We start from the raw sequence: 13,972 nt of genomic DNA on the forward strand, positions 1-13,972 counted from the left end.
CCCTACTTCTCGTCGAGCAGATCCTGGACCCCGGCGCGGACTTCGTCCGTCGCCAGCCCCCGGATCGTCAGGGTCGTGCGGCGGCGGAGCACGTCGTCCGCCGTCTCGGCCCACTCGTGGTCCCGGGCCCAGACGACCTGCGCCCAGATCTCCGGGGCATCCGGGTGGACACGTCGGGCCAGTCGCGGGTCGTCATTGGCCAGCCGGGCGATGTCGAAGGCCAGCGAACCGTAGTGGGTCGCCAGGTGCCGGGCGGTGTCCGCCGCCATCCGCGGGCCGGGTGCCGGGTGGTCGACCAGCAGCCGGTGGGCGACCGCGCGCGGATTGGCCACACCGGGCAGCGGCAGCTTCCTCGGCAGTGACGCGACCGGCTCGAAGTCGTCGCCCAGTGGGTGGCCCGGCAGCTCCTGGAGCTTGCGCATCACCGTACGGCCGATGTGACGGAAGGTGGTCCACTTGCCGCCCGCGACGGACAGCATCCCGCCGCGGCCCTCGCTGACGACCGTCTCCCGCTTGGCCTTCGACGTGTCCCCGGGGCCGCCCGGAAGCACCCTCAGGCCCGCGAACGAGTACGTGATCAGATCGCGGTCCAGCTGCTGGTCGCGGATGGAGAACGCGGCCTCGTCGAGTATCTGGGCGGTGTCCTTCTCGGTGACCGCGACATCCGCCGGGTCGCCCTCGAACTCCTCGTCGGTCGTGCCGAGCAGCAGCATGTCCTCCCAGGGGAGGGCGAAGGTGATGCGGTACTTGTCGATCGGCGTGGCCAGGGCGGCCTTCCACGGGGAGGTCCGCTTCAGGACCAGGTGCGCGCCCTTCGACAGCCGGACGGACGGTGCCGCGTTCGGGTCCTCCATCCGGCGCAGGTGATCGACCCACGGTCCGGTCGCGTTCAGCACGAGGCGGGCGTCGACGCCGAACTCGTCGCCCGACAGCCGGTCGCGCAGCTCGGCGCCGGTCACCCGGCCCCGGGTGAACCGCAGACCGGTCACCTCGGCGTGGTTGAGGACGACCGCGCCCGAATCGGCCGCCGCGCGGACCGCCATCAGCGCCATCCGCGCGTCGTTCATCTGGTCGTCGCCGTACACGGCCACGGCCTTGAGGTTGTCGGTGCGCAGCTCCGGCACGTCCCGCGCGGCCTTGGCGGGGGAGAGCAGGTGGCCGACGCCGTCGCCGAACGCCGAGAGCGCCGAGTACGCGAGGACGCCGGCGCCGAGCTTCGCCGCGCCGTGCGGCCCGCCCCGATACACGGGGAGGTAGAACGTGAGCGGGTTCGCCAGGTGGGGGGCCACCTGGCGGGAGACCGCACGGCGCTCGAAGTGGTTCTCCGCCACCAGCTTCACCGCGCCGGTCTGCAGATAGCGCAGACCGCCGTGGAGGAGCTTGGAGGAGGCGGAGGAGGTGGCGCCGGCGAAGTCGCCGGCGTCCACCAGTGCCACCCTGAGGCCGGACTGCGCGGCGTGCCAGGCGGTGGAGATGCCCAGGATGCCGCCGCCGATCACGAGAAGGTCGTACGACGCCTTGGCGAGCCGCTCCCGGGTCTCGGCCCGGCTCGGGTTCGAGCAGGAGGCCGGGCGCGTCCCCAGGGCAGGCACGGACTGCAGGGTGGACTGAGTGGTCATGTCGGGTTCTTGCTCCTCGTCGGGCTGTGTCAGTCTTCGTCGCCGAGCCAGCCCATGGTCCGCTCGACGGCCTTGAGCCAGCTCTTGTACTCACGGTCGCGGATCTCCGCGTCCATGCGGGGGGTCCACTCGGCGGCCCGTCGCCAGTTGGCGCGCAGGTCGTCGGTGCTGTTCCAGAAGCCGACGGCGAGGCCGGCGGCGTAGGCGGCGCCGAGGCAGGTGGTCTCGGCGACCATGGGACGCACCACGGGCGCGTCCAGGAAGTCCGAGAGGGTCTGCATCAGCAGGTTGTTGGAGGTCATGCCGCCGTCGACCTTGAGGGCGGTCAGCTCGACGCCGGAGTCCTTCGTCATGGCGTCGGCGATCTCCCGGGTCTGCCAGGCGGTGGCCTCCAGGACGGCGCGCGCGAGGTGTGCCTTGGTGACGTATCGGGTCAGGCCGGCGATCACACCGCGGGCGTCGGAGCGCCAGTAGGGGGCGAACAGACCGGAGAAGGCCGGCACGAAGTAGGCGCCGCCGTTGTCCTCGACCGAGAGCGCGAGCGTCTCGATCTCGGCGGCGGTGGAGATCAGGCCCATCTGGTCGCGCATCCACTGCACCAGCGCACCGGTGACCGCGATGGAGCCCTCCAGGGCGTAGACCGGCTTCTGGCCGCCGATCTGGTAGCCGACGGTGGTCAGCAGGCCGCTGTAGGAGTTGATGATCTTGTCACCGGTGTTCATCACCATGAAGGTGCCGGTGCCGTACGTCGACTTGGTCTCGCCCTCGGCGAAACAGGTCTGGCCGAACAGGGCGGCCTGCTGGTCGCCGAGCGCGGAGGCGACCGGGACACCGCCGAGCAGGTCGCCCAGGCTGCCGCCCTTGATCTCGCCGTAGACCTCGGAGGAGGAGCGGATCTCGGGCAGCATCGCCGTCGGGACGCCGATGGACTCGGCGATCCTCTCGTCCCACTGCATGGTGTGCAGGTTCATCAGCATCGTGCGGGAGGCGTTGGTGACGTCGGTGACGTGGTGGCCGCCGTCCGTACCACCGGTCAGGTTCCAGATGACCCAGGTGTCCATGGTGCCGAAGAGGATGTCGCCCGCCTCGGCGCGCTCCTTGAGACCGTCGACGTTGTCGAGCAGCCAGCGGGCCTTGGGGCCGGCGAAGTAGGAGGCGAGGGGGAGACCGGTCTCGCGGCGGAAACGGTCCTGGCCGACGTTGCGGCCGAGTTCGCGGCACAGGGCGTCGGTGCGGGTGTCCTGCCAGACGATGGCGTTGTGGACGGGCTCACCGGTGTTCCTGTCCCACAGGACGGTCGTCTCGCGCTGGTTGGTGATGCCGATGGCCTTGATGTCGTCCCGGGTGATGCCGGCCTTCTCGATGGCACCGGCGACGACCTCCTGGACATTGGTCCAGATCTCGGTGGCGTCGTGTTCGACCCAGCCCGGCTTGGGGAAGATCTGCTCGTGTTCCTTCTGGTCGACGGCGACGATGCGGCCGTCGCGGTCGAAGACGATGCAGCGGGAGGAGGTCGTGCCCTGGTCGATGGCGGCGATGAACGGGCCGTGGCCGTGGGAGGCGATGCCGGCGGTCTGGTCGTCGGTCACTGTGTGCTCCTGGGGGTTCCTTGATTACGGGGCTGTACGGACGGCGCTTCCACAAGACTCGGGGTTGCGCGGCAGCAGGGTCGCCGTCAGGCGAGGACGATGTTGTAGAAGCCTGCCGCGAGGGCGCCGCCGATCAGCGGACCGACGACCGGAACCCAGGCGTAGGACCAGTCGGAGCCGCCTTTGTTGGGCAGCGGCAGCAGGGCGTGCACGATGCGCGGACCGAGGTCGCGGGCCGGGTTGATCGCGTAGCCGGTCGGGCCGCCGAGGGACAGGCCGATGGCGACCACCACGAGCGCCGTGATGAGACCGCCCAGCACGCCGAGGCCGTTGCCCTCGGCGTTCAGGCCCTGGGTGAGCACGGCGAGCAGCAGCACCATGGTGCCGATGATCTCCGTGGCGAGGTTCTGCACCGCGTTCCGGATCTCCGGACCGGTGGAGAAGATGCCGAGCACGGGGCCGGCGCCCTTCTCCTGTGCCTCCACGGCCTTGGCCGCGGCGGCCTGCGCGCCCGGACCGCCGACGATCTCCTGGTCGGTCAGGTGGGCCTGGAACTGTCCGTAGTACGCCACCCAGACCAGCGCCGCGCCGATCATCGCGCCGAGGAACTCTCCGGCGAAGTAGACCGGAACGTTGCTCCACTCGCCGTCCTTGACGGCGAGAGCCAGGGTCACGGCCGGGTTGAGGTGGGCGCCGGAGAGCGGCCCCGCGATGTACACCGCCGTCATGACGGCGAAGCCCCACCCGAAGGCGATGGCGAGCCAGCCGGCGTTACGGGCCTTCGAGGCCTTCAGCGTCACGGCGGCGCAGACGCCGCCGCCGAGCAGGATGAGTACGGCGGTACCGAGGGTCTCGCCGATGAAGATGTCGGAGCTGGACACCCGCGACTCCTTTGTCCTTCGTCCAGGGAAGCCGACCCCCGGGTCCCGCCGGGGATTGGCGCCCTCAGGGGTGAGAGCGATGTCGGCCCTTGGCGTTGTCACACCCTAACGCGTATTGCCGGTAGCTGTTCGACAATGCCGACCGATGGACGGGAGTCTTTCTCCGCCTCGCACACACGTCAAGGGTCTGGTTGCCGAAAGTGCGATTGTTACCGGCTGCACCGAGTCGTCGGTCTTCGCCGGGGGTCTGCGGGATCCGTCTGTTCTGTCGGAGTTCCTGTTGTGCCGGAGTTCAGCCGATGCGCCCGGCCCCGGGCACGGCGACGGCCGGGACGCCGTACGGCGTCCCGGCTCGCTCTTCGGAGTGTGTTCGTCCCGCCCGTGCCTGCCCGGCCCGCTCAGAACCGCCGGGCGCCCAGGTCCCGCGACACCGCGCGGGCGCAGTCCCGCACCGCCGCGATCAGCTCCGGACGCAGCTCGCCGCCCTGCCGCAGCCGCTCCACCGCGCCCGTGACGCCGACCGCGCCGACCGGCATCCGCCGCCGGTCGTGGACGGGGGCCGCGATCGAGGCCACGCCCTCCCAGGTCTCCTCGACGTCCGCCGCGTACCCGCGCGCGCGGGTGAGGTCGAGGATGCGCTCGAAGGCGTCCGGCTCGCACACCGTGCGGTCGGTGAACGCCTTGCGGTCGGCCTCCAGGGCCTCGCTGTGCGCCACCGGGTCGTAAGCCGAAAGCACCTTGCCCAGGGCCGTGGAGTGCAGCGGCTGCATGGCCCCTATCTCCAGGACCTGCCGGCTGTCGTCGGGACGGAACACGTGGTGCACGATCAGCACACCCTGCTGGTGCAGCACGCCGAGATAGACGCTCTCGCCGCTGGAGCGGGCCAGGTCGTCGGTCCAGACCAGGGCGCGTGCCCGCAGCTCGTGCACGTCGAGGTACGTGGTGCCCAGGCGCAGCAGCTCGGCGCCCAGCTGGTAGCGCCCGGAGGCGTCGTCCTGCTCGACGAAGCCCTCGTGCTGGAGGGTGCGCAGGATGCCGTGGGCGGTGCCCTTGGCGAGGCCCAGGGACGAGGCGATGTCCGACAGGCCGAGCCGCCGCTCGCCGCCCGCCAGCAGGCGCAGCATCGCCGCCGCCCGTTCGAGCGACTGGATGTTCCGTGCCATCGCCGTGCTGCCTCCGTCCCCTTCGACCGTCGCGCGCGGCCGCTGCCTCTGTTCGGCAATGCCGAACACTACCGCTCGTTGTCGACCTCCCGCCAATGGTCCGCCGCCATCCGTCGTGTCACCCGCGTGCGGTACGTCGGTACCCGGCCATCTTCGTCCGACCAGTGGACATCCCGAACATCGGGGCGCGGTCCCCGATACCCTGGCGGCGTGCCTCTGCCCGGGAACACCACGAGGGTGCTTTTCGGACAGACGTGAAGCCGACAGCCGTCGCACCTGAGGGAGCCCCGTACATGGCCTCGTTGCCGCTGACCCCTTCCGCCGACAGCCGGACCCGTGTGTCCGCTCTCCGAGAGGCGCTCGCCACCCGAGTGGTGGTCGCCGACGGAGCGATGGGCACCATGCTCCAGGCGCAGGACCCCACGCTCGAAGACTTCGAGGACCTCGAGGGCTGCAACGAGATCCTGAACCTGACCCGCCCGGACATCGTCCGTTCGGTCCACTCGGCGTACTTCGACGCCGGGGTCGACTGCGTCGAGACCAACACCTTCGGAGCCAATCTCACCGCCCTGGGTGAGTACGACATCGCGGAGCGCGTCGTCGAACTGTCCGAGGCGGGTGCGCGCATCGCCCGCGAGGCGGCGGACGAGTTCACGGCGCGGGACGGTCGTCCCCGCTGGGTGCTGGGCTCGATGGGCCCCGGCACCAAGCTGCCCACCCTCGGCCACACCACCTTCACCGCCATCCGGGACGCCTACCAGCAGAACGCCGAGGGCCTGCTCGCGGGCGGCGCGGACGCGCTGCTGGTGGAGACGACCCAGGACCTGCTGCAGACCAAGGCCTCCGTCATCGCCGCCCGCCGCGCGATGGAGATCGCCGGCCACGAGGTCCCGCTGATCGTGTCGGTCACGGTGGAGACGACCGGCACCATGCTGCTGGGCTCCGAGATCGGCGCCGCGCTCACCGCGCTGGAACCGCTGGGCATCGACATGGTCGGCCTGAACTGCGCGACCGGCCCGGCCGAGATGAGTGAGCACCTGCGCTACCTGGCCCGTCACTCCCGCATCCAGCTGTCGTGCATGCCGAACGCCGGTCTGCCGGAACTCACCAAGGACGGCGCGCGGTACCCGCTGTCTGCGAAGGAGCTGGCGGACGCACAGGAGAACTTCGTCCGCGACTACGGGCTGTCCCTGGTCGGCGGCTGCTGCGGTACGACGCCCGAGCATCTGCGGCAGCTCGTGGAGCGTGTGCGCGGTCTCGCCCCGGCGGAGCGCGACCCGCGCCCGGAACCCGGTGCGGCCTCCCTCTACCAGACCGTTCCCTTCCGTCAGGACACCTCCTACCTGGCGATCGGTGAGCGGACGAACGCCAACGGGTCGAAGAAGTTCCGTGAGGCGATGCTCGAGGGTCGCTGGGACAACTGCGTGGAGATGGCCCGGGAGCAGATCCGCGAGGGCGCGCACATGCTGGACCTGTGCGTGGACTACGTGGGCCGCGACGGCGTCGCCGACATGGAGGAACTGGCCGGCCGGTTCGCCACCGCCTCCACCCTGCCGATCGTGCTGGACTCCACCGAGGTCCCCGTCATCCGGGCCGGTCTGGAGAAGCTCGGCGGCCGGGCGGTCATCAACTCGGTCAACTACGAGGACGGCGACGGCCCCGAGTCCCGTTTCGCGCGCGTCGCGCAGCTGGCCAAGGAACACGGTGCAGCGCTGATCGCGCTGACCATCGACGAGGAGGGCCAGGCCCGCACCGCCGAGAAGAAGGTCGAGATCGCCGAGCGCCTCATCGCCGACCTGACCGGCAACTGGGGCATCCGCGAGGAGGACATCCTCATCGACTGCCTCACCTTCACCATCTGCACCGGCCAGGAGGAGTCCCGGGGGGACGGCCTCGCCACCATCGAAGGCATCCGGGAACTGAAGCGGCGCCACCCCAAGGTGCAGACCACCCTGGGACTGTCCAACATCTCCTTCGGCCTCAACCCGGCCGCCCGCATCCTGCTGAACTCCGTCTTCCTGGACGAGTGCGTCAAGGCGGGGCTGGACTCGGCGATCGTGCACGCGTCGAAGATCCTGCCCATCGCGCGCTTCAGCGAGGAGGAGGTGACCTGCGCCCTCGACCTGATCCACGACCGGCGCCGCGAGGGCTACGACCCGCTGCAGAAGCTGATGCAGCTCTTCGAGGGAGCCACCGCCAAGTCCCTGAAGGCCGGCAAGGCCGAGGAACTGGCCGCGCTGCCCCTGGACGAGCGCCTCAAGCGGCGGATCATCGACGGTGAGCGCAAGGGCCTGGAGGCAGACCTCGACCAGGCCCTCGAGACCCGCAAGGCCCTCGACATCGTCAACGACACCCTGCTGGACGGCATGAAGGTGGTCGGCGAGCTGTTCGGCTCGGGCCAGATGCAGCTGCCGTTCGTGCTCCAGTCCGCCGAGGTGATGAAGACGGCCGTCGCACACCTCGAACCGCACATGGAGAAGGTCGAGGACGGCGAGGACCTGGGCAAGGGCACCATCGTGCTGGCCACGGTCCGCGGCGACGTGCACGACATCGGCAAGAACCTGGTCGACATCATCCTGTCGAACAACGGCTACAACGTCGTCAACCTCGGCATCAAGCAGCCGGTCTCCGCGATCCTGGACGCCGCCGACGAGCACAAGGCCGATGTCATCGGCATGTCCGGGCTGCTGGTGAAGTCCACGGTGATCATGAAGGAGAACCTGGAGGAACTCAACCAGCGCGGACTGGCCTCCGACTACCCGGTCATCCTGGGCGGCGCCGCCCTGACCCGTGCCTACGTCGAGCAGGACCTGCACGAGATCTACCAGGGCGAGGTCCGCTACGCCCGCGACGCCTTCGAGGGCCTGCGCCTGATGGACGCCCTCATCGGCATCAAGCGCGGCGTGCCCGGCGCCAAGCTGCCCGAGCTGCGGCAGCGCCGGGTCCGCGCGGCCACCGTGGAGATCGACGAGCGCCCCGAGGCCGGGCACGTCCGCTCGGACGTCGCCACCGACAACCCGGTCCCCGAGCCGCCGTTCTGGGGCACCCGGGTGGTCAAGGGCATCCAGCTCAAGGAGTACGCGAGCTGGCTCGACGAGGGCGCCCTGTTCAAGGGCCAGTGGGGCCTGAAGCAGGCCCGCACGGGCGACGGGCCGACGTACGAGGAGCTGGTGGAGGCCGAGGGACGGCCCAGGCTGCGCGGCCTGCTGGACCGGCTCCAGACGGACAACCTGCTGGAGGCGGCCGTCGTGTACGGCTACTTCCCGTGCGTCTCCAAGGACGACGACCTGATCGTCCTGGACGAGGCGGGCAACGAACGCACCCGCTTCACCTTCCCGCGCCAGCGCCGCGGCCGGCGCCTGTGCCTGGCCGACTTCTTCCGCCCGGAGGAGTCCGGACAGACGGATGTCGTCGGCTTCCAGGTCGTCACCGTCGGCTCCCGCATCGGCGAGGAGACCGCGCGGATGTTCGCGGCCAACGCCTACCGCGACTACCTCGAACTGCACGGGCTGTCCGTGCAGCTGGCCGAGGCGCTCGCCGAGTACTGGCACGCGCGGGTGCGCTCCGAGCTCGGGTTCTCCGGTGAGGACCCGGCCGTGATGGAGGACATGTTCGCCCTGAAGTACCGGGGCGCCCGCTTCTCCCTCGGCTACGGCGCCTGTCCCGACCTGGAGGACCGTGCCAAGATCGCGGAGATGCTCCAGCCGGAGCGCATCGGCGTCCACCTGTCCGAGGAGTTCCAGCTGCACCCCGAGCAGTCCACGGACGCCATCGTGATCCACCACCCGGAGGCCAAGTACTTCAACGCCCGCTGATCCCGTCCGGCGGTTCGCCCGGGTTCGCGGGGCGTGATGAGCGGCTGCGTCGCGTACGACGTACACTGATCGGTCCACCGCAGGCCGGTTCCCCTCGTGGGAACCGGCCTGATCGTCCCTTGAAGGAGGTACGTGGATGACCAGTACGGTTCCGGTTACCGCGCTCGGCTCTCTCCCCCAGGCCCTGGGCTCCTCCCCGGCCGAAGGCTCCCCCCTGCAGGCGGTGCTCCTGGACATGGACGGCACCCTGGTCGACACCGAGGGCTTCTGGTGGGACGTCGAGGTCGAGGTGTTCGCCTCCCTCGGCCACGCCCTCGACGACTCGTGGCGCCATGTCGTGGTCGGCGGCCCCATGACCCGCAGCGCGGGCTTCCTCATCGAGGCGACCGGGGCCGACATCCCCCTGGCCGAACTGACGGTACTGCTCAACGACGGCTTCGAGGACCGCATCTCCAGTGCCCTGCCACTGATGCCCGGCGCCGCCCGGCTGCTCGCCGAGCTGTCCGAGCACGGCGTCCCCACGGCCCTGGTCTCGGCCTCGCACCGGCGCATCATCGACCGCGTACTGACCTCGCTGGGCGCCCACCACTTCGCGTTGTCGGTCGCCGGTGACGAGGTCCCGCGCACCAAGCCCCACCCCGACCCGTACCTGACCGCCGCCCTCGGTCTCGGCGTGGATCCCGTGCGGTGTGCCGCCGTCGAGGACACGGCGACCGGCGTGGCCGCCGCCGAGGCCGCGGGCTGCCACGTCGTGGCGGTGCCCTCCGTGGCCCCCATCACCCCGGCCGCCCGGCGGACCGTCGTACCGTCGTTGGAAACGGTCGACCTGACTTTTCTGCGCGGGCTGATGACGGAAATGCGCTAGGGGTTTACCCGGTGCGGAGCGGCCTGAGTGACCGGAATTTCCCAAGGCCCGCGTTCTGGCCGGCTGGTTGTGTGTCCGAAGGAATTCGGAGCGCTACCGGCTGGTGAATTCCGGTACCGCCCGGCCCGGTTCTCCTGTGATGTTCCCCACTTTTCAAGGGGTCGACAGGGGGGTCGGCGTGTGGTGTCCGCGCCGTTTCCGAGGTCGCTCGCGTTCCCTTGTGTCCCGATTGGTGGAACGCTGCCCCAATCCTGCTCCGTCCACGTTCGCCGGTGCGTTCACACCCGGTTCCACTGCGTGATGAGGGCTCAACTCCGGTCGCCGCGACCCTCCCTGCGGGTGCGGACTAATCTCATCGCGAGAACATCACCCCCCATCCCCGTGGCCGGCAGTGACAACCCCGTATGCCGCATACACGGAGTCGACAGCTCTGGAGAAACTCGAGCATGAACCGCAAGACTTTGGTGCTGGCGGCCGCGATCGGCCTGCTCGCGCCGGTACTCGCCGGCTGTGGCGACACCGGTGGTGGGAGCGGCGGCGGCGACGCGATCGTCGTGGGCACCACGGACCGGTTCACCGTCTCGGATGAGGAGCCCGCTCCGGTCGACCCGGCGTACGCCTACGACGTCGGCACCTGGAACATCCTGCGCCAGACGGTGCAGACCCTGCTGATCCAGCCGCGTGGCGACGGCGAGCCGGTGCCCGAGGCCGCGGAGAGCTGTGGCTTCACCGACACCGGCAACGAGCGGTACAGCTGCACCCTGCGCGAAGGTCTGAAGTTCTCGGACGGCTCGCCCGTCACCGCCGCCGATGTGAAGTTCTCCATCGAGCGCGCCCTCTCGATCCAGTCCGACAGCGGTGTGTTCGCGCTGCTGTCCACGATCGACACCGTCGAGACCAAGGGCGACCGCGAGGTGATCTTCCACCTCAAGTCGGCCGACGCCACCTTCCCCTACAAGCTGTCGACCCCGGTCGCGGGCATCCTCAGCGAGAAGAAGTACGACAAGGGCAAGCTGCGCGAAGGGTTCGACGTCGACGGCTCCGGCCCGTACACCCTCGAGACCGAGATCGAGGAGGGTGAACTGGTCCGCTCCACCTACGTCAAGAACCCCTCCTACAAGGGGGTCCTGGAAGTGGCCAACGACAAGGTCGAGATGCGCAGCTTCGAGAGCGCCGAGGCCATGGGCCAGGCGCTCGAGGACGGTGACATCGACGCCATGACACGGAGCATGTCGCCGGAGCAGATCCGGGAACTCGGCAACGACAACGAGGACGCCATCAATCTCGTCGAGTCGCCGGGTCTGGAGATCCGCTACCTGGCCTTCAACACCGAGGCCCCCAGCGTGGAGACCAAGGCCGTCCGCCAGGCCATGGCCCAGATCATCAACCGCAGCGAACTGGTCGCCAAGGTCTACGGTTCCCAGGCCGAGCCGCTGTACTCGCTGGTCCCCGCGACCGTCACCGGTCACTCCAACGCGTTCTTCAACAAGTACGGCGACCCCGACGTCTCCAAGGCCCGCCAGCTGCTGGAGAAGGCCGGTGTCACCACCCCGGTCAAGATGACGCTGCACTACACGACCGACCACTACGGTCCCGCGACCAAGGCGGAGTTCGAGCAGCTCAGCAAGCAGCTCAACGACAGCGGCCTGTTCGACACCGACATCAAGGGCGCGGCCTGGGAGACCTTCCGGCCGGACGGACAGAAGGGCAAGTTCGACGTCTACGGCATGGGCTGGTTCCCCGACTACCCGGACGCCGACAACTTCCTCGCCCCGTTCCTGGACGCCGACAACTTCCTCAACTCGCCGTACGCCAACAGCGAGATCCGCAAGGAGCTCATCCCGGAGTCCCGCCGCCAGGCCGACCGGATCTCCGCGGCCGGCAGTCTGAACGACATCCAGGACATCGTCGCGGAGGACGTGCCCGTACTGCCCCTGTGGCAGGGCAAGCAGTACAGCGCCGCACGTGACGACATCACCGGCACCGCCTACATGCTCAACTCCTCCTCCACGCTCCAGATGTGGGAGCTGGGACGAGGCGTGAGCGGCTGACGCCGCGGCGCCCCGAGCGGGCGCGCACACACCGAGGGCGCCTCCGACTTCCCGTCTTACGGAAGTCGGAGGCGCCCTCGGTGTGTGGACCGGAGCGGGAGCTACTGCGCTCCCGGGCGCACCAGACCGCTCTCGTACGCGTACACCGCGGCCTGTACCCGGTCACGCAGCCCCAGCTTCGTCAGGACATGACCGACGTGCGTCTTCACGGTCGTCTCACTGACGAACAGGTCCGCGGCGATCTCCGCGTTGGACAGCCCCCGCGCCACCAGCTTCAGCACCTCGACCTCACGGTCGGTCAGGGTGTGCAGTGTGTCCGGCACCGGCTCGTCACCGGACGGCAGATGCGTGGCGTACTTGTCCAGCAGCCGGCGCGTGATGCTCGGGGCCAGCATCGCCTCACCGGCGGCCACCACCCGGATCGCCTGCACCAGTTCATTGGCCGGGGCGTCCTTCAGCAGGAAGCCGCTGGCACCCGCTCGCAGCGCCTCCACCACGTACTCGTCGAGATCGAACGTCGTGAGCACCAGCACCTTCGCCGGGCCGTCCCGCTCCGGGCCGGTGATCTGCCGGGTGGCCTCCACCCCGTCCATCCGCGGCATGCGGATGTCCATCAGCACCACATCGGGCTGCAGCGCCCGCACCTGGTCCTGGGCCTGGAGGCCGTCTCCGGCCTCACCGACGACCGCGATGTCCTGCTCGGCCTCCAGGATCATCCGGAAGCCCGTACGCAGCAGCGGCTGGTCGTCAACCAGTAGGACGCGGATGGCCACGTGACTCTCCTTCGCTAGTCCGCCCCCATTGTGCCCTGCGCGCCCTGCCCCCCTTGCCCCCGGGGCACATCGGCCGGCGCCGCCCCGGACGCCCGCACCGGCAGCGGATACGGCGGGGGAGTGCCGCCGAACTCCGGGCAGTGCGCCTGGTGGTCGCACCAGCCGCACAGCTTGGTGGGGCGTGGCCGCCAGTCACCCGTCTCCGTGGCCAGCCGGATCGCCTCCCACAGGGCCAGCAGCTTGCGCTCCACACGCTCCAGATCGGCGCGGACCGGGTCGTACGTCAGCACATCACCGCTGCCCAGGTACACGAGCTGCAGCCGGCGCGGGATCACCTGCTTCAGCCGCCACACCACCAGGGCGTAGAACTTCATCTGGAACAGCGCGCCCTCCGCGTACTCCGGCCGGGGCGCCTTGCCCGTCTTGTAGTCGACGAGCCGTACCTCGCCGGTGGGCGCCACATCCACCCGGTCGATGATGCCGCGCAGCCTCAGCCCGGAATCCAGCTCGGCCTCGACGAACAGCTCCCGCTCGGCGGGCTCCAGCCGACTCGGATCCTCCAGGGTGAACCAGCGCTCGACCAGCAGCTCCGCCTCCGCCAGCCAGCGCGCCAGCCGCTCACCCTCCGGGTCGTCGGCGAACAGCTCCACGACCTCCGGCCTCGACTCCCGCAGCCGGTCCCACTGGCCCGGGACCAGCTCCTTCGCCCGCGGCGCCGTGCGCTCGGCGGCCGGGGCGTCGAAGAGGCGCTCCAGCACAGCGTGCACCAGCGTGCCCCGGGTCGCCGCCTCGCTCGGCTTCTCCGGCAGGCGGTCGATGACCCGGAACCGGTACAGCAGCGGACACCGCATGAAGTCACTGGCACGCGACGGGGACAGCGAGGCGGGCGGCGTGGCGGCCGCCCCGGGCGGGGCCCCGGCCACCACCGGCGGATCCGCGGCCACGACCGGCATGCTGCAGGGCCGTCCAGTGCCCTCGGTGCTCGTCTCCATGCCCACAGACCTTACGGCCCGGTACTGACAGGACCCGCACACCAAGGGTGACCACAGGGAGAGAAGGGAAAAGAGGGAAAAGCGGGAAAGGGGGGAAAGGGAGGCAGGAGAGGGCGAGCGGGCACGGTAGCGGACGGCAAGAGACAGGGGTGCCGAGGCGAGACGTGTGGTGACGGCCGCATACCATCGATACCAGACCCTCCCGTCCGGCAGGTACGGGAAAC

At 69.9% G+C, this 13,972-nt stretch carries 9 protein-coding genes; 3 read left to right on the forward strand and 6 right to left on the reverse strand.

Features of this window, described 5'->3' with window-relative positions:
* Nucleotides 1-2: 2 nt before the first annotated feature.
* The 4 genes from AC6F7H_RS23940 to AC6F7H_RS23955 form a co-directional block, all read right to left on the reverse strand.
* Nucleotides 3-1,619: a glycerol-3-phosphate dehydrogenase/oxidase gene (locus tag AC6F7H_RS23940; protein ID WP_500758963.1), complete on the reverse strand. Its 1,617-nt coding sequence runs from the start codon at nt 1,617-1,619 to the stop codon at nt 3-5.
* A 29-nt stretch (nt 1,620-1,648) separates the two neighbouring features.
* Nucleotides 1,649-3,184 carry a glycerol kinase GlpK gene (gene glpK / locus AC6F7H_RS23945; protein WP_500762013.1) on the reverse strand — a complete coding sequence of 512 codons (1,536 nt, stop codon included), beginning with the start codon at nt 3,182-3,184 and terminating at the stop codon, nt 1,649-1,651.
* A gap of 110 nt (nt 3,185-3,294) precedes the next feature.
* Nucleotides 3,295-4,089, reverse strand: a complete 795-nt coding sequence (locus AC6F7H_RS23950; protein WP_109380488.1) for an MIP/aquaporin family protein — start codon at nt 4,087-4,089, stop codon at nt 3,295-3,297.
* A gap of 398 nt (nt 4,090-4,487) precedes the next feature.
* The gene (locus AC6F7H_RS23955; protein ID WP_109380487.1) at nt 4,488-5,252 is read right to left on the reverse strand and encodes an IclR family transcriptional regulator; all 765 of its coding nucleotides are present in this window, start codon (nt 5,250-5,252) and stop codon (nt 4,488-4,490) included.
* A gap of 293 nt (nt 5,253-5,545) precedes the next feature.
* Here AC6F7H_RS23955 and metH point away from each other — a divergent pair, with 293 nt between their 5' ends.
* The 3 genes from metH to AC6F7H_RS23970 all read left to right on the forward strand — a co-directional run bounded on the left by metH (nt 5,546) and on the right by AC6F7H_RS23970 (nt 11,983).
* Complete coding sequence (metH, locus tag AC6F7H_RS23960; protein WP_500758964.1) at nt 5,546-9,067, forward strand: methionine synthase; 3,522 nt, start codon at nt 5,546-5,548, stop codon at nt 9,065-9,067.
* A 136-nt stretch (nt 9,068-9,203) separates the two neighbouring features.
* Complete coding sequence (locus AC6F7H_RS23965) at nt 9,204-9,932, forward strand: HAD family hydrolase (protein WP_500758965.1); 729 nt, start codon at nt 9,204-9,206, stop codon at nt 9,930-9,932.
* Between the two features lie 446 nt (nt 9,933-10,378).
* Nucleotides 10,379-11,983 carry an ABC transporter substrate-binding protein gene (locus AC6F7H_RS23970; RefSeq protein ID WP_500758967.1) on the forward strand — a complete coding sequence of 535 codons (1,605 nt, stop codon included), beginning with the start codon at nt 10,379-10,381 and terminating at the stop codon, nt 11,981-11,983.
* A gap of 101 nt (nt 11,984-12,084) precedes the next feature.
* Here AC6F7H_RS23970 and AC6F7H_RS23975 read toward each other — a convergent pair whose 3' ends face one another.
* On the reverse strand, nt 12,085-12,756 hold the full coding sequence (locus AC6F7H_RS23975; RefSeq protein WP_055597029.1) for a response regulator: 672 nt from the start codon (nt 12,754-12,756) through the stop codon (nt 12,085-12,087).
* Between the two features lie 14 nt (nt 12,757-12,770).
* Nucleotides 12,771-13,748: a RecB family exonuclease gene (locus AC6F7H_RS23980; RefSeq protein WP_500758968.1), complete on the reverse strand. Its 978-nt coding sequence runs from the start codon at nt 13,746-13,748 to the stop codon at nt 12,771-12,773.
* Nucleotides 13,749-13,972 lie beyond the last annotated feature (224 nt).

Source organism: Streptomyces sp. MMS24-W38 (assembly GCF_059889265.1).

Bases quoted from the DNA above. Each gene is read 5' to 3' on its own strand.
- AC6F7H_RS23940 (WP_500758963.1), bottom strand. From the start codon at position 1,619: ATGACCACTCAGTCCACCCTGCAGTCCGTGCCTGCCCTGGGGACGCGC.
- AC6F7H_RS23955 (WP_109380487.1), bottom strand. From the start codon at position 5,252: ATGGCACGGAACATCCAGTCGCTCGAACGGGCGGCGGCGATGCTGCGC.
- metH (WP_500758964.1), top strand. From the start codon at position 5,546: ATGGCCTCGTTGCCGCTGACCCCTTCCGCCGACAGCCGGACCCGTGTG.
- AC6F7H_RS23965 (WP_500758965.1), top strand. From the start codon at position 9,204: ATGACCAGTACGGTTCCGGTTACCGCGCTCGGCTCTCTCCCCCAGGCC.
- AC6F7H_RS23970 (WP_500758967.1), top strand. From the start codon at position 10,379: ATGAACCGCAAGACTTTGGTGCTGGCGGCCGCGATCGGCCTGCTCGCG.
- AC6F7H_RS23980 (WP_500758968.1), bottom strand. From the start codon at position 13,748: ATGGAGACGAGCACCGAGGGCACTGGACGGCCCTGCAGCATGCCGGTC.